The following is a 17,159-nucleotide window of genomic DNA, read 5'->3' as shown; positions in this document are numbered from 1 at the left end:
CGCAGTTAGCCAGAATAATTGGCTTGCAACTTTTTCGTTAACATCGCGCTAATTAGCGCTCTTAATCCAGCCGGTTTCACCAACTTGCGCATAAAGCCAACATCTGCCTGCTGTGCCTTTTGTTCAATATCGTGTTCAGTGGTTGCAGTCACTAAAATGGCCGGCAGATAATAACTCGATTGCTCGCGCAAACTAGCAATCAAATCTAAACCGGTTTCAGGTTCGTCCAATTGATAGTCAGCAATGATCAAGTCGATACTATCACTGTGGCTGTCGTAGTAGCTTTGTGCAGCTGCTATTGAACTTGCAGCCAAGACATTACATTGCCAAGTGACCAGTAACTCGACCATGCCATTGAGAACATCGGCATCATTATCGATACAAAGAACAGTAACGCCAGCAAATGCGGTTTGGCTTGGCACAGCTCGCACAGGCGCTTGGACAACTGGTGCGATGCGCTCAAGTCGAACGCTAAAGTTACAACCTTTGCCCTGCTCTGAACTCAAGGACAATTGGTGACCTAGTAATTGGCTCAAACTCCGAGTGATATTGAGCCCCAAACCAAGCCCTTTTGCCTGTTGCGTCGCACCTTGTTGATTGACGTTCGATGGCAATTGAGTAAATTGCTCAAAAACCAAGCTCTGCTTGTCTTTTGGAATACCGGGGCCGTTGTCTATAACCTGAATGATTAACTCATTACCAGCTCGCCTAACACCGAGTACAACCCGCCCCGGACTGGCATAGCGAAACGCATTGCCAAGTAAGTTCTGTAATATCCGATGTAATAGATGCTGATCTGTATGTACCCAGGTATCAGTCGCTACTGTGCGAAAATCAACATCAAGATCATCTGCTGAGGCTGAAAACTCTTGCGCCAAACTAGCAAAAACATCCGCCAATCTAACCGCCTGGTGTTGAGGTTTTATATTGCCGCTTTCAATGCGCGCAATTTCCGACAAGTCACCCAACAAATCACTCGCCAACTTCAATGAATGATTGATGTTGGCAACTTGCCTCTGTTGAGTCGCATTCAGCTGATTTTGCTCACTCAAAGCACTAGCAAACAACCGAGCTGCCTCTAACGGCTGCATTAAGTCGTGGCTGCACGCTTTTAAGTATTGGCTTTTGTTGACATGAGCTTGCTCCGCGCGCTCACGCGCCAATTCCAGCTCACGGTTAGTTTGTGCGAGTTTTTCGGTGCGTTCTGTCACCAATGCTTCTAAATCTATGTTTTCTGCTTTCAATACCTGCTCGGCTTGACGATAAGCGGTAATATCCGAAAACAGCATAACAAAGCCGCCGTCGGGTAAAGGATTGCCTTGAATGCGAATAACTTGACCATTAGCGTGTTGCCGCTCAGAACTGTGCGCGCTGCCCTGTCGCAAATAATTTAAGCGCTTACTGACCTGCTGTTCAATGTCGCCAACACCACATAAACCTCGATTAACGTTAAAACGAATCAAATCTTCGACTGGCGCTCCCAGATAAACCAACTCTTCGGGGTAATCAAACAAGTCGAGATATTTACCGTTCCAAGCGACTAAATTGAGTTCGCCGTCAATAATTGAAATACCTTCACTAGCATTCTCAATCGCACTTTGCAGTAGCGACTGACTAAACGCTTGCTTTTGAGTTGACGCTTCTTCAACCAATACTGCAAGTTCATCGAGTGCCATATCACGGCCCTGAATCGCAGAAGACAGCACCAAGCGGGCTGATGATACTCCCATAACACCAGCGAGTACTTGCTCGGTGTGTTGAATAAGTGCTTGGTTGTATCCACCAGTTGATGTGTTCTGCCCCGCATGCTGCTGTTGGAATTCAGCAAAACTCTTTTGTGCTTTTTTGTCACCAACAAAACGCGAAACCAATAACTCAAGCTCTTGAGGATTTATTGAGCGTTTGTGCTGGCCAGCTTGTAAATCAGGCTGTTGCCATTCAAGGAAAATCGACGCTTGAACTCGCTCTTGAACACTTTGTCGGCTCACTTGCGATAGCATCCACATGACCAAAATATTGGCCCCTAAACTGACTAGCGTCGCCATGGTATTTGCCGGTAAAATCCCGCTGGTAAACGGATGCTGATACAAGCCAAATTGAGGTAGAAAATTGGTCGCCAGCCACAAGCTAAAACCAATAAAAATACCACCGTAAACACCAGTTAAACTGGCTCTTCGCCAGTAAAAAGCGGCGATTAACGCGGGTGTTAACTGGGCAATAGCGCCAAAAGCAACTTCGCCGATTGATGCCAGTGTATCTTGCGAAATAAAGAGAAAAACGCCGTAACCCAGCATAATCACGAATAACACCAATGCTTTGCGGATATTTAGCAAGCGTACTCGAAAGCTGTCGTATTCGTGCTGTTGGCTGCGTTGGCGCTTAAACAACAATGGAAAAATAATCTCGTTGCTGAGCATAGTGCTAAGGGCAATAGATGAAATAATCACCATAGAGCTGGCCGCTGATATCGCGCCTAAGAACGCCAATAATGTCAACCAACTTTGGCCTGCAACACTAGGTAAAAACAGAACATAGGTATCAGCAGGTACTTGCCCTTCTAGCAGCAGTTTTCCCGCCAGCCCAAGCGGTACGGCAAAAACGGCAAAAACTAAAATATAAAGCGGAAATACCCGTCGACTCAGCCAAGTATCTTGGCTGTCTTTGAGCTCAACAACCATCACTTGAAACTGACGTGGCAGCGATAAAAAGCCTGCCATCGCAATCACAGTCATGGCAGCAACCGAGGAAATACTCGAAAAATTGAGCTGTTCCGACAACGAAATATTGGCGCGAGATTGCTGCCAAATCACCATAGGTGAGTCAAACAAGAAAAAGCAGACAAAAATACCGACCGCCAGCAACGCGACGACTTTGACGAGTGACTCAAAGGCAATCGCCAGCATAACGCCGGGATGTCGCTCGGTAACACCGATATTGCGAACACCAAAAATAATGGTAAAGCCCGCTAGAAACAAACTGACAATTAGGCCAAAACGCCAACTCACGACTTGGTGATCGGTTTGTAATTGTTGAAATGAATAAACAATCGCTTTTAACTGAAGGGCGATATATGGCATGACGCCAATCAAAGCAACGATAGTCACTAACACGGCCAGTTTATTAGACTTGCCAAATCGAGCCGCGAGTAAGTCGGCAATCGAAGTTAAATTGAGCTTTAAACTGATGCGAATAATCCGCTGAATAAACGGCCACGCAAATACAAACAATAAAATCGGCGCAATATAGATCGGCAAATGAGCAATGAAGTTTTCAGAGGCTTGGCTGGTGGTGCCCAAAAAACTCCAAGAGGTGCAATAAACTCCGAGGGTTAACGCATAAATTAACGGCTGATACTTTTGACCAATGTGACGACGGTACTTATCGCCCAAGTACGCAATCACAAAAAGCAAACCGATGTAGCCTAAGCTAACGAGTATTAATTGCCAATTGGCAAACATAGCCACTCCAAATTATCCCTCCCCTGCAATGTACTCAATTAACCACATAAAATCAAAGGTTAAGCATATTAGTGAGTTGTTGTTGCATAAAACTCGCTGATGTATTTGCCACCTTTAATTGAAGCAATTAAGCGCATTTTTTGCGACGAACCACGCTCTGCGAGTTTTGCTCGCAATGGCGTTTTATTGCGCCAGTAATAAGGACTTTCCGACATTCCTAAGCGATAGCTGGTAGCTTTTTCACCCTCAACTAAAAACAGCGTTGCGTCATCTAGCGGAAATGTTGAATTGACCTCTGTCATGCCGTTGAGATCGGAAATATTAACTTTAAAATCACCTGAGCTAAGCACGCACTGTTTGTTTATGACATCGCAATCACCTTGTGGCACTAACTCAAAAATACGCAGCTCTTGCGCTTGCTGTTCAAGATAGTAATCCGATGCGATATACCCTAATAACAGTAAAAATGGGGCGATAAAAATAGCAAGTTTAGTATGTCGACTCATGGATACCTCAAAAAAACAGCAAAGGCTGGTAAAACCAACCTTTGCTTTTGTTCTTAAGTTAAGAAATTCAGTGTATTAGTGATCATGCGCTGCTGCAATCTTACCGTGTGGTGTACGGAAGTTTTCCACTAAGTCTTGAATTTCCTTCGGTGCAGGACCTGTTACTTTTAGCACTGCGAAGGCAACACCAAAGTTAACAAGTGCGCCAATTGAACCAAAGGCATTTGGCGAAATACCTAAGAACCAATTTGGCTCCATACCACCTAAGAACGAGGTACCTGGAATAAACATGATGCCTTTGTGCTGGAATACGTACAACATAGTAACACCAAGACCTGAACACATACCGGCGATTGCCGCTTTACTGCTCATATTTTTCGAGAAGATACCCATCATAAGTGCAGGGAAGATACTCGATGCAGCTAAACCAAATGCCAATGCAACAGTACCTGCAGCAAATCCAGGAGGATTGAGGCCGAGATAACCAGCAAACAGTATCGACAAGGTCATAACAATACGACTTGCCAAGAGCTCGTTTTTCTCACTCATATCCGGCACCAGTACCCCTTTCATCAAGTCATGGGACACTGCCGACGATATTGCTAATAACAAACCAGCCGCAGTTGATAACGCGGCAGCTAAACCACCAGCGGCAACCAATGCAATTACCCAGTTTGGTAAGTTAGCTATTGAAGGGTTAGCAAGTACCATAATGTCGCGGTCAACTTTAACCATTTCATTGGTTTCAGCATTTGAAGTGTACTGAATTTTGCCGTCGCCATTTTTGTCTTCAAACTGCAATAGACCCGTTCTTTCCCAATCTTTAAACCACTGTGGTCTTTGGTCGTATTCAAGGTTTTGACCAGCCACTGGTTCAATGGTGTTGATTAGGTTGAAGCGAGCCATAGCACCAACAGCCGGAGCTACTGTGTATAACAAGGCAATAAATACTAATGCGTAACCCGCTGACTGACGTGCAGCCTTAACCGAAGGTACCGTAAAGAAACGCATAATAACGTGTGGTAAACCTGCTGTACCAATCATCAATGACATAGTGTAGGCAAACATTTCAACCGAGCCTAAGCTGGACGTGGTGTATTCTTTAAAACCTAGGTCTGTGACCACCATGTCGAGCTTGTCTAACAGGTAGACACCGCTGCCATCAGCAAGCGTTGAACCTAAGCCCAATTGTGGAATAGGGTTACCGGTTAATTGTAGTGAAATGAAAATAGCAGGAATAGTGTAAGCCGTGATAAGTACAACGTACTGAGCAATCTGCGTGTACGTAATACCTTTCATACCACCTAGCGTTGCATAAACGAACACCACACCCATACCAATGTATAAACCAACATCGTATTCAACTTCTAAGAAGCGAGAGAAAGCAACACCAACACCCTTCATTTGACCGATGATGTATGTAACAGATGCAATGATCAAACACACTACGGCAACAATACGCGCCGTTCTAGAATAGAAACGGTCACCAATAAACTCAGGTACTGTGAATTTGCCGTGCTTACGCATGTAAGGAGCTAGGCACATCGCCAGTAATACATAACCACCGGTCCAGCCCATAAGGAAAACCGAACCACCGTAACCTAAGAAAGCAATCAGACCCGCCATCGAAATAAACGATGCCGCACTCATCCAGTCGGCGCCAATCGCCATACCGTTTTGCAATGGCGTAATACCACCACCAGCTGCGTAGAATTCACTTGTCGAGCCAGCGCGAGCCCACCATGCAAGGAAGAAGTAAAGGCCGAAGGTACCACCAACGGCAATCCAAGTGTAGAGTCTTAATTCATCCATTATTGATCCTCCACATTGTGTTTTTTGTCCAGCTTATTCATTTGTGCTGTATACCAAAAAATCAGACCAACAAAGGTGTAAATTGAACCTTGCTGTGCAAACCAAAAGCCTAGTTTGTATCCACCTAAACGAATAGCATTTAACGGTTCAACCAACAGCAGGCCAAAACCGAAAGATACCACGAACCAAATCGCTAAGCAGATTAAGATTAATCGCAGGTTTTCCTGCCAATAAGATCTAGCTTCCACCGTTCTCTCCTCATACGCGCTCAATAAAGGCGTTGTTTATTATGTAATTATTGTGTTCTTCAAGTTGTATATTCAGAGATTTCTGGTTTGATTACTGCGCTTTAGTGCTAGCGAAATAGTCAAACTAGACTCTCCTGTTATCAACACTAGCAAGCTTTTTCCAGCCGAGGTATTACACTTTAGTCTAGATTGACTTTAACAATGGCTACGCCCAAGATGGCAGCAGCTTAAGTAACCCTGAACGCACATTTTGTCGATGGTTCACTATGGAAAATGCACTCACTGAAATTCACGCCTTTGTTAGGGTTATTCCGCCTTTTGAGCACCTATCAGAAGACCAACTCGAGCAATTACTGAAGGCGATAAATATATGCTATGTCCGTGCTCAGCAAGAACTGCCGCCGGAAGGAGAGCAAGGCGCAAAGCTGTATATAGTGCGCAAAGGTGCACTCAGTTATTTTCAGCTGCCAGAACGCGTTGACCACGACCACACCGACCAAGAACAGCAGCTACTCGGTAAATACGGTGAAGGTGACTTATGCACAGTATTTTGTTACCCAGAAGAGTCAAAAACCATTCGAGTTGTCTGCGAAGAAGATTGCTTGCTTTACAGTATTGATTTTGCCCTGCTAAAAGACATTATTGTCGACTTACCCCAAGTAAAAGCCTTCTTTCAACAGTCTCCGGCTCAGCGTTTATCGCAAGTACTCGACCAAGCCAATCAAAACGCGATTCTAAATTCGAGTTTGCTCAATACCAATGTCAGCGACTTTTATCACACACCGGTGGCAACGATAGAGAGTAATGCGACGATCCAACAAGCGGCAATAACAATGACTGAGCAGAACTTTTCCTGTTTAGTGGTGGTTGACGCCGGCAAAACTGCTGGCATTATCACCGACAAAGACATTCGCAGGCGCTGTGTTGCCCAAGGTTTGTCAATTGTCGCGCCCGTCAGCGAAATTATGACCCGAGACATTACCACGCTCTCGAGCAGTCAAAGTGCCTTTGACGCATTAATGTTAATGACCAGTTTGAACATCCATCATTTACCGGTAACTCACCAAGGCAAACTCGCCGGTATGGTGACCATTACCGATTTAATGCGTCAAGAAGAGCAAAACGCCGTCAACCTAACCAGTTTGATTCACAAGGCTGACAGTATTATTGAACTCAAAAAGCTCAGTGCCTTGCTGCCAAAATTACAGGTCAAAATGGCGAAACTCGGCGCGAGTGCCAGTCAATTAGGTAAAACCGTTAGCGCAATAACGACGGCGATAACCATTCGCTTAATCGCATTAGCAGAACAAAAATATGGTGCCGCACCCGTACCTTATGTCTGGGTAGCCGCTGGCTCACAAGCACGACAGGAACAGTTTGCCCATTCAGATCAAGACAACGGGCTGATCATCAGCGACCAAATTCAGCCAGAGCACGAACCGTGGTTTGCCAACTTGGCGACCTATGTTTGTGATGGCTTGGCACAATGCGGTTTTGTCTATTGTCCCGGCGATATCATGGCAACGACCAAACGCTGGCGCCAACCACAAAAACGCTGGCGACAATATTTCAATACCTGGATTAATACGCCAGATCCGAAGGCGCTACTGCACTGCAGTATATTCTTCGATTTAACGGCAATATATGGCGATACTCGGCTTTTAGAAGACATTCGCGCTAAAGTGCTGTCGCAGACCAAGCAAAGCTCTTTGTTTATTGCTCACTTGTCGAAGAATGCGCTGCAACTCAAACCGCCTCTGGGCTTTTTCCGCGACTTCGTGTTGATTCAAGACGGCAAAAACAAAGCGAGTTTGGATTTAAAACACAATGGTATTGCACCGATAGTCGATCTTGCTCGAATCTATGCGCTTTCAGAAGGCATTAGCGCCGTCAATACTCGCGAGCGCTTGCAAAAGGTCGCAGGCACCAGAGCAGTAACAAAAGCGTCAGCCAAGAATCTACTCGACGCCTTTGAGTTTCTCTCGATGCTAAAAATGAAGCACCAAGCTGAGCAAATTAGCCAACAGCAAGCGCCCGATAATTACTTATCACCTAAGTCACTCTCTAAGTTAGAGCGCGAACATTTAAAAGACGCATTTAAAGTCATAAAAACACTACAGGAATCTCGCCAATCGGTTTACTAACTTCAGTAATGCCGTGCAGTAGCATTAGAAAATTATGGTATTTCGACAACTATTCGGCCTGAATGCAAAACGACAAAGGCTATTGAAAAAAGCGCCCGACGGGCCATTAAAGGACTACCTTTCGGTCCCCTTCCCAGAGTCGAGCACCCCCGTGCACCACCTCGATATTTTATCGTTAGACTTTGAAACGACGGGACTAAATGCCAAAACCGACAAGCTGCTCAGCGTTGGTTTTATCCAGATGCCAGAACTACAAATAAAACTAGGAACCAGCTTTCATCAGATTATTACCAGCAATGGCGCATTAAAAGCAGATAACGTTGCCATTCACCAAATTACCGACCAAGAAAAAGCAGAAGGCAAACCGTTAGCAGAGGTGGTTGAAACCATTTTAAAAGCACTTGCCGGTAAAGTGATGTTAGTACATTACGCCAAAATAGAACGGGAGTTTTTAAAAGAGGCTTGTCTAAAACTCTACGGCATGGCACCAGTAATACCGATTATTGATACACTCGTGATTGAGAAAAAAAGGCTAGATGCCAAAGATATTGCTTACGATCCCTCTCAGCTGCGCCTGGCGAATTTGCGAGAAAGCTACCACCTACCGGGCCATTATGCTCACAACGCGCTGAGCGATGCGATTGCAACCGCAGAGCTGTTTTTGGCGATGATTAAGCAGCGAGAATCGCAACACATTACCCTAAAACATCTGCTGCGCTCATAAAAAACGGTTGCCATCAAGTAAATGGCAACCGTTTACATTAGTTATCAAGTTATACGAAGTAAGCGATTACAGGTCAACTACGCAGTCGCTTGACTCTCTTTAATCATGCCAAATAGCTGATCTTTTAAATTCAAGCGCTGATACTTGAGCTTTTCCAAATACTCATCGGCGGTATTCTCAACACCTTGCTCAATGCGGTTAACTTCGTGGTCAAGCTCGTGATATTCCTTAAACAAACGAGCAAAGTGATTGTTATTCATTTTTAAGTCGTGAATTTCATCGTGATATTCTGGAAACTCGTGATGTAAATCGTGCTTTTCAATTGGCATAATAATTCCCTAATTTTTAAGATAAATATATTGTTGACTTCAACGGCGACTTTATTGCGCGCAGTCAATGCAAGATGTGGTATACGGCAGTGCCTGTAGTCGTTTTGTTGCGATTTGCTCACCACAGTTGACGCATGCTCCGTACTGATCGTTCTCCAATCGCTGAATCGCTTCACCGACTAGCTTCAATTCTTTTTTGGCTTCGATGTGAATTTCATCGAGCACTTCATCATTTTCAGACTCAGTGGTGTACTCAGAAAAATCTTGTGAGCGCCCCTTTTGTAAGTCTGCTTCTATCGCCGCTAATCGGTTGACTAATTCGGTGCGTTTAGCAATGAGTTGGTCGTGAATTAACTGGTTCATAAACCCTCCAAAGTCTCTACAAAATCTCTAACTGATAGAGCCAGTCTACGCCTCTAACCCGATTGAATATTGATCTGGCACAAAGAAAATATCGCAATTCAATTCTCCGTTATGCGACTAAAGTCTACCTCCGACAATCTGTGATTTAGACTTAGGTCTAATTCCGATTTTTGTCGCACCCCTCTATGGTTATTAGTAATCACGGAATAACTAATTTTTAACCATGAGGTCACCATGAAAGACTCCAGCAATGCTGATATTTTTTACCCAAGCGATGAAGTTATAGCACAAGCTAATGTTAGCGATTACCAAGCTATGTATGACTATTCAGTGACTGATCGCGAAGGTTTTTGGGCTGAGCAAGCTGATACCCTAAGTTGGTATAAAAAGTGGGACAAAGTACTAGACGAAAGCCAAGCGCCTTTTTATAAGTGGTTTTCCGGTGCAGAAATTAACATCGTTGACAATGCCATCGACCGTCACTTAACCAATGCCAACCGCAACAAAATGGCAATTATTTGGGAAGGTGAAAACGGCCAAGTGCGCAACTTCTCATACAACGGCCTAAACCGAGAAGTGTGTCAATTTGCCAACGTATTAAAAAGCATGGGGGTCAGCAAAGGTGACATTGTCACCATCTATATGCCGCAAATCCCTGAACTTGTTTTTGCTATGCTCGCTTGCGCAAAAATCGGCGCTATTCATTCTGTCGTATACGGTGGCTTTAGCACGGAAGCACTAGCCTCTCGTATTGATGATGCACAATCGCGTGTACTGATAACCGCTGACGGCGGCTGGCGTCGCGGCAAGCAGGTTGATTTAAAATCTATTGCCAACGAAGCGATGCAACGCTCACCGAGTATCGAAGTGTGTATCTGTGTTAAAAACAACGAGCTCGACGTTGAAATGGAACCCGCTCGTGACTTTTGGTTACACGATTTAAAAGCACTGCCGATTGCCAGTTCTAAATGTGAAACAGAACAAACCAGCTCGGAAGACCCGCTGTTTATCTTGTACACATCAGGCACTACTGGTAAGCCAAAAGGCATGGTTCACACCCATGGCGGTTACGCAGTTTATACCTCGACCACCCACCGCATGGCATTTGACATTAAGCCACAAGATCGCTGGTGGTGTGCGGCCGATCCAGGTTGGATTACCGGTCACAGCTACATCGTGTACGGGCCACTGATCAACGGTGCCACCATCATGCTTTACGAGGGTGCGCCTAACTACCCTTACCCAAACCGCTGGTGGCAAATTGTCGAAAACTACGGCATCAACATTTTATACACCTCACCAACGGCAATTCGCGGCTTAATGCGCTTTGGCGACCGCTGGCCACAAAAACACGACCTGTCGAGCTTGCGCTTACTCGGTAGTGTTGGGGAACCAATTAATCCAGAAGCATGGCGTTGGTATCACCATGTTATTGGCCAAGACAAGTGTCCCATTATCGACACTTGGTGGCAGACAGAAACCGGTGGTTTCATGATTTGTCCACTGCCAATTACCCCGCTCAAGCCAGGGTCAGCCACTAAGCCATTCTTCGGCAATGAAATGGCGATAGTCAATGACGAAGGCCAAGAAGTAAGCGCCGGTGAAGAAGGTAAGCTAATTGTTAAAAACCCTTGGCCAGGTATGGCGCGAACAGTATTTAAAGACGACCAACGCTACCAAGATTTGTACTGGAGCAAAGACGACAACGGCAACTGGCAATACCTCGCTGGTGACAGTGCCAAAATTGACGAAGACGGTTATATCTGGGTCATTGGCCGGATGGATGAAGTGCTAAAAGTCAGTGGTTATCGACTCGGTACCGCTGAAATTGAAAGTGCCTTGGTCAGCCATCCACAAGTAAGCGAAGCGGCGGCCGTAGGCCTACCTCACGAACTTAAAGGCAACGCTATTCACACCTACGTGATACTTAAACAAGGCGTCGCCAGTAGCAAAGAATTAGCGCAAGAACTGCGCGCACACGTTGGTAATGAAATGGGCAAAATCGCGACACCTGAAGATGTCACCTTTGTCGATGCTTTACCTAAAACACGTTCCGGCAAAATTATGCGACGCGTATTAAAAGCACGCGCACTTGGCCAAGATGAAGGAGATTTAAGCACCTTAGAAGAATAACAAGCTAACGGCGCGCCTAAATCAGCAAGCCGAAGAATAATAAAAATTAGCCGGCCTGGGCACCTTGATAAAAATATAACTACTCGCCCAGGCATACATTCACAGTAATGAAACAAGTAGCGGGTCAATTATCGACCCAGAGCCATTTGGCTCTGTCTGGGGGGACACTATGAATAACACGAAAAAAACACTCGTAGCAGCAAGCTTATTTGCTTTAGCCAATACCGCTAACGCCGCCTACGAAATAAAACTAACAGATACAGACACCATTACCTTTGGTGGCTATATCAAAACTGATTTACGCTATGTTAACGGTGATGTTGTTAGTATCGTTGACGACTTCTGGATTGGACAAGCACGGGTTGTCGAAGGTGGTGTCAACCGCGTTACTCTGTCTGCAGACGAAACTCGTTTTAACACAAAATACACCAGTGGTGACTTAACCGGTTTTATTGAGCTAGATTTTTTAACCAGTGCTCAAGGTAACCAAATCGTCACTAACTCGGCGAGCCCGCGAATTCGACACGCGTTTGTAAAATATAAAAATTTCTTAGTTGGACAAACGTGGACAACATTCATGAATACCAGTGCCTTGGCTGAATCGGCCAACTTTGGCGGTACCCTAAACGCTGCAGCGTTTATTCGCCAAGCACAAATTCGTTACACCAATGGCAATTTTCAGATTGCGCTTGAAAACCCAGAATCTGACCGCGGTGATCCCAACCAAGACAACCTGCCAGACCTAATGGCTAAATACACTTTTAAAGGCGATTGGGGTAATGTTTCAGTTGCTGGTTTAGCGAGAAAGCTAAATACTGCCGGTGGCAACTCCGAAACTGCGTTTGGCGGTGGTATTGCCGGTCGCATTAAAACATTTGGCAAAGACGATTTCCGCTTTCAAGTACACGCCGGTGAAACCGGTCGCTACGTTGGTGTCGTTGCGGCACGCGATTTAGTCGGCGAAGAAGTTGAAGAGTCGGTATCGGTTGCCGTTGCTTATCGCCACTTCTGGACAGAAACCTTAAGAACTAACGTATTCTACGGTATCACCAGCACCGATGTTGCAGATAATGATCGCATTATGTACGGCATTAACTTATTCCAAAACATTACGCCTAAGCTATCAGTGGGTTTTGAAGTCGGTCGCTTTGATCAAGACGACAGTAACCCAGCTACTAATGGTGATTCGTTCTATTCGCAGTTCTCTGCTAAGTATACCTTGTAATTTAACTTCGCTCTTAGTGTTCAAGTGCGCAAAATATGCATCACTTGAACATTGAGTAAAGTTCCAACCTGGGCGATGCCCCTTTGCGTTAATATGACCGCCAATTGGTCACTTTTTGGGAAGCTATGCTTCCCTTTTTTTTGATAACCCAAAATAAAGGTTATGCATAAAATCCCAACAAAAAACAATAAAAATTCTAAAAACAATACAAATCAACACCTTAATAACGTTAAAAAAGCCATCTGGTTGACCTTTCGAAATAGTAGAAGATATTCAGTTGCTTTTTCACGTTTATATGCCTTTGAATTATTAGGTATATCCGCTAAAATTCGACAGTCTTTGACAAAAATCTCAACATATTAGGGACAATTGCAAAGACAATTTTCATGGTCAACAACACGATTAATATTAGTAGCTATACTAACTATTGGTTCAATCGTCGAATTGATCGTACTCGCTAATAACAGGATATTTTATGGCACCCCACACAAGCCAACGAGAAGTGACTTTTTCACCGTCACAGCAGTTAGTTTCGACAACTGATTTACACGGTACTATCACTTACGCCAACGACGAATTTTGCAATATTGCAGGTTACACTGTTGAAGAATTGATTGGTCAGCCTCACAATCTCGTGCGTCATCCCGATATGCCTGCCGCTGCGTTTGGCGATTTATGGGCTAAGTTGAAGCGCGGTGACTCGTGGCGAGGTATGGTGAAAAATCGCTGTAAAAATGGTGATTACTACTGGGTAGATGCTTTTGTTACGCCGCTTTACCAAGACGATCAAATTGTTGGTTATCAATCCGTTAGACGTTGTCCTTCGCTAGCTCAAAAACAGCAGGCACAGGCTTTGTACGATCAACTCAATCAGGGCCAATCGGTCAGCGAGTGGCAAACTAATTTCAAACTCAAATATCTGATTGCCGCGATCTCTATTATTGCTTTAACTATTGCTTGTGGTGTCAGCTTTGGTTGGCCATCAATCTGGTTGCCTCTGTTATTAACTGCGTTAATCGCGGGAATTTTTTCAGCTGAAATATTTGCCTTACCTAATCACGTTGAACAAGTAAAACAGCACTTTGATAGCCCCTCTCGTTTGATATATAGCGGTAAAGGTATCAAAGCCATCATTGATTACCCGTATCTGCTCATGGATGCAAAAGTGAAAACCATTTTAGGTCGCAGCGCTGACTCAGGTAAACAGTTGCGCAGCTGTGCTGGGCATTTGCAAATGTCTTCTCAACAAGCCCTTGATGGCCTAGAAAATGAAAATGCTCACCTAGATCAAGTTGCTGCCGCGGTCACTGAAATGAGCAGCACAGTCGCAGAAATTAGTGTTAACACTAACAATACACATGAACAAATCGGCAAAGTTCAAACTCAATGCCAAACAACAATTGCGACTATCAGTAGCAGCCAAACTAAGATCACCGAGCTTGCCAGCCAAGTTGATACTGCGGCACAAACCGCGACCACACTAGTTACCGATGCCGATAGTATTGCTAGCATTATGAGTGAGATTCAAGGTATTGCCGACCAAACTAACCTACTCGCGCTAAATGCTGCTATTGAAGCCGCTCGAGCTGGTGAGCAAGGCCGTGGCTTTGCCGTGGTTGCCGATGAGGTCAGAACCCTAGCTAATCGCACCCAAGAGGCAACTGTACAAATTCAAGATTCGGTTGTGCAGTTACAAGACACTCTTAAACAGTGGAGCCAAGTAATGCTAGTCAGTAAGCAGGACGCTGAATCATGCTCAGTCGATACCGCTAACGCGCAACAACACATTACCGAAATTGGCTCAATGATGAATGAAATCATTAACCGCGCAGCTGAAATATCAACAGCCACAGAGCAACAAAGTGTCGCAGCCGAGCAAATCAGCCAAAGCATCACTAATATTCACGATATTTCTCAACAAAATACCGAGATATCGCAGCAAGTGAAAAGTAACGGTGATAGTATCACGGAAAGTGCCGAGGAATTAGAGTCGTTAAGCTCGACCTTTAGATAATGAAGCCAGAATTTAAACAACTACTAAGCCTGCAAAGCCATGAGCAGCGCATAAATTATATACTCAAGCTGATCGCTAATAAGTATCAGCCAAAGTATTGTTTTATCGCTAAGTTTATCGACAACCATCAACGGGCAGAAACCGTATTCAACTTGGTCGATGGCCAAGTTGCTGACAACTTCACCTACGACTTAGCGGGTTCCCCCTGTCAGATCGTCAACGATTCACAAGAGCCTTGCTACTATCCCGCGCAAATTCAAGCATTATTTCCCGACGACCAAGCATTACAAGAACTTGGTGTTGAAGCCTATTTTGGTACTTCACTCATATCTCATCACAGTGAGCCTAGTGGTATTTTGGTTTGTTTATTTGACCAAGAAATAAAAGATATCGACTTAGATTTAGACTGGTTTGAAAGTGTCAAATACATTGTTGGTGAAGAGCTTTATTATCAGCAAGTGATTGCAGACAAAGACGAAATACTGCGCAAGCTTGAATTGTCTTACTTTGTTTATGAAAACACCTCTGAAGCAATCGTAATCACTAATAGTGACAACAAAATTGTCTCAGTGAACCCAGCAGCTTGTCAGGTAATGGGCTACCAAGCAGATGAACTGCTAGACCAAAACCCCAATATTTTTTCATCGGGCTTGCACGACGCTGACTTTTATCACGAAATGTGGCAGCAGCTGCAAGAGTATGGTCGCTGGAGTGGTGAAGTTTACAACAAACGAAAAAATGGCGAAGTATTCCCTGAAAGCCTAACAATTAATACCATTACCAACCCGTTTGGTGAAGTTACTCACTACGTTGCTGTTTTTCACGATATTTCACAGTGGAAAGATGCCGAGCAGCGCTTGTTCTTTTATGCCAACCGCGAGTCATTAACGAAACTAAGCAATCGCCGTTTTTTCATTGATCACCTGAACAAACATATTTTAGAAGCAGAAAAAACAAAAAGTGAATTTGCATTAATGCTCATTGATATCGCTCATTTCAAAGATATCAACGACATATACGGTGAAGAAGTTGGCGACGAAATTCTCAAGTTGTTTGCCGATAACTTACTGACTCAAGTTCCTTCTGTTCGTCATGCCTGTCGCTACGGCGCTGATGAGTTCACGATACTTGTTAGCGATATCGAGAGCACAAACAACATCTGCCAAAAAGCTCAAGATATTCTCGATTGTTTAAACACGCAATATCGCGTTGCTGATTTAGTCATTGATGTCAGTGCACGCATCGGCATTGCCCAGTATCCCGGCAGTGGTTGCAGCAGTGAAGAACTACTGCGCAGTGCTCAGCACGCCTTGAGGGAAGTAAAGCAGCACGCAAGTAATTTGATTGCCTTGCACGACAAACAATTACAAACCACTTACTTGAAAAAGCTCGAGCTCAAAGAAAAACTTAAACGCGCGCTACAGCAAGAGCAGCTAGCAGTATTTTACCAACCAATCTTTTGTGCCAAGCACGATAAAATTATCAAGTTCGAAGCATTGGTTCGTTTTCCGGATCCCAACGGTCAAAGCTTTATATCGCCAGGTGAGTTTATTCCCGTTGCCGAAGAATACGGTTTAATTTTCGATGTTGGTGAATTTGTCCTCAAACGCGCTTGTGAAGATTTAAAGCATCTGCATCAACTTGGCTATTCGCAGATTAGCTTTTCAATTAATCGTTCAATAAATGAGTTCAGACACTCACAAGAAGGTGAATCGATTAGTTACGCCATTGCCAATGCCGGCTTACCGTACGACTCAATTGTTATTGAAATTACCGAATCAATCGCAATGTCATCGAACAAATACACTCAAGCAGTGCTAAGTTCGTTGAAGGAACGCGGTGTTAAAGTTGCACTAGACGACTTTGGTACTGGCTACTCATCACTGAGTAATTTGATTGACTACAACGCCGATATTTTGAAAATCGACCGTTCTTTCGTCCAGAACATTACTTCTGACAAGCATCAACAAATTTTGACCCAATCTCTAATTACTATAGCCCAAGGGCTCGGTATGCAAGTTATTGCCGAAGGCGTTGAAGAACTACAGCAGATACAACAACTCGCCGAGTACGGCTGTAATCTCATTCAAGGTTTTTACTACAGCCCAGCAAAACCATTAGCAGATTGTATTAGCTTGCTTGAAAAGCACAACGCATTATAGCTATTCAACAAAGTCAAAAAAGGCGGGGTGAACCCGCCTTT

General features: G+C 44.4%; 12 protein-coding genes. 6 read left to right on the top strand and 6 right to left on the bottom strand.

The genetic code is table 11. The features are described 5' to 3' along the window. Positions 1-5: 5 nt before the first annotated feature. From J7384_RS08165 to J7384_RS08150, 4 genes are all read right to left on the bottom strand, one after another. On the bottom strand, positions 6-3,458 hold the full coding sequence (locus J7384_RS08165; RefSeq protein WP_209112902.1) for a PAS-domain containing protein: 3,453 nt from the start codon (positions 3,456-3,458) through the stop codon (positions 6-8). 68 nt (positions 3,459-3,526) lie between these two features. Continuing rightward, positions 3,527-3,964 (bottom strand): hypothetical protein, encoded by a 438-nt coding sequence (locus J7384_RS08160; protein WP_209112900.1) that lies wholly within the window; start codon positions 3,962-3,964, stop codon positions 3,527-3,529. 75 nt (positions 3,965-4,039) lie between these two features. Further along, positions 4,040-5,776 (bottom strand): sodium:solute symporter family protein, encoded by a 1,737-nt coding sequence (locus J7384_RS08155; protein ID WP_209112898.1) that lies wholly within the window; start codon positions 5,774-5,776, stop codon positions 4,040-4,042. Further along, on the bottom strand, positions 5,776-6,024 hold the full coding sequence (locus tag J7384_RS08150) for a DUF4212 domain-containing protein (RefSeq protein ID WP_209112896.1): 249 nt from the start codon (positions 6,022-6,024) through the stop codon (positions 5,776-5,778). The genes J7384_RS08155 and J7384_RS08150 overlap by 1 nt, the downstream gene beginning before the upstream one ends. Positions 6,025-6,290: 266 nt before the next feature. Here J7384_RS08150 and J7384_RS08145 point away from each other — a divergent pair, with 266 nt between their 5' ends. Both J7384_RS08145 and J7384_RS08140 read left to right on the top strand, forming a co-directional pair. Continuing rightward, complete coding sequence (locus J7384_RS08145) at positions 6,291-8,168, top strand: putative nucleotidyltransferase substrate binding domain-containing protein (protein WP_209112895.1); 1,878 nt, start codon at positions 6,291-6,293, stop codon at positions 8,166-8,168. A 34-nt stretch (positions 8,169-8,202) separates the two neighbouring features. Further along, a complete protein-coding gene (locus J7384_RS08140; RefSeq protein ID WP_209112893.1) occupies positions 8,203-8,892 on the top strand; it encodes an exonuclease domain-containing protein in 690 nt (229 codons plus the stop codon). Positions 8,893-8,969: 77 nt separating this feature from the next. Here J7384_RS08140 and J7384_RS08135 read toward each other — a convergent pair whose 3' ends face one another. Next, complete coding sequence (locus tag J7384_RS08135; RefSeq protein WP_209112891.1) at positions 8,970-9,221, bottom strand: DUF465 domain-containing protein; 252 nt, start codon at positions 9,219-9,221, stop codon at positions 8,970-8,972. Between the two features lie 51 nt (positions 9,222-9,272). After that, on the bottom strand, positions 9,273-9,584 hold the full coding sequence (locus tag J7384_RS08130) for a TraR/DksA family transcriptional regulator (protein ID WP_209112889.1): 312 nt from the start codon (positions 9,582-9,584) through the stop codon (positions 9,273-9,275). Between the two features lie 234 nt (positions 9,585-9,818). Between J7384_RS08130 and acs the strand changes: the two genes are divergently transcribed. The 4 genes from acs (at position 9,819) to J7384_RS08110 (ending at position 17,118) form a co-directional block, all read left to right on the top strand. Beyond that, positions 9,819-11,717 (top strand): acetate--CoA ligase, encoded by a 1,899-nt coding sequence (gene acs / locus J7384_RS08125; protein WP_209112887.1) that lies wholly within the window; start codon positions 9,819-9,821, stop codon positions 11,715-11,717. Positions 11,718-11,886: 169 nt separating this feature from the next. Beyond that, positions 11,887-12,942 (top strand): DcaP family trimeric outer membrane transporter, encoded by a 1,056-nt coding sequence (locus tag J7384_RS08120; protein WP_209112885.1) that lies wholly within the window; start codon positions 11,887-11,889, stop codon positions 12,940-12,942. 475 nt (positions 12,943-13,417) lie between these two features. Continuing rightward, entirely contained in the window at positions 13,418-14,956 is a 1,539-nt protein-coding gene (locus J7384_RS08115; protein ID WP_209112883.1) for a PAS domain-containing methyl-accepting chemotaxis protein, read from the top strand. Further along, positions 14,956-17,118 (top strand): GGDEF domain-containing phosphodiesterase, encoded by a 2,163-nt coding sequence (locus tag J7384_RS08110; protein ID WP_209112881.1) that lies wholly within the window; start codon positions 14,956-14,958, stop codon positions 17,116-17,118. The genes J7384_RS08115 and J7384_RS08110 overlap by 1 nt, the downstream gene beginning before the upstream one ends. Positions 17,119-17,159 lie beyond the last annotated feature (41 nt).

This window comes from Endozoicomonas sp. G2_1 (assembly GCF_017744155.1).
Lineage (GTDB): Bacteria > Pseudomonadota > Gammaproteobacteria > Enterobacterales > Alteromonadaceae > JAGHQT01.
Note: the sequence above shows the minus strand (reverse complement) of the source record. Positions and strands in the feature narration are given on the sequence as shown.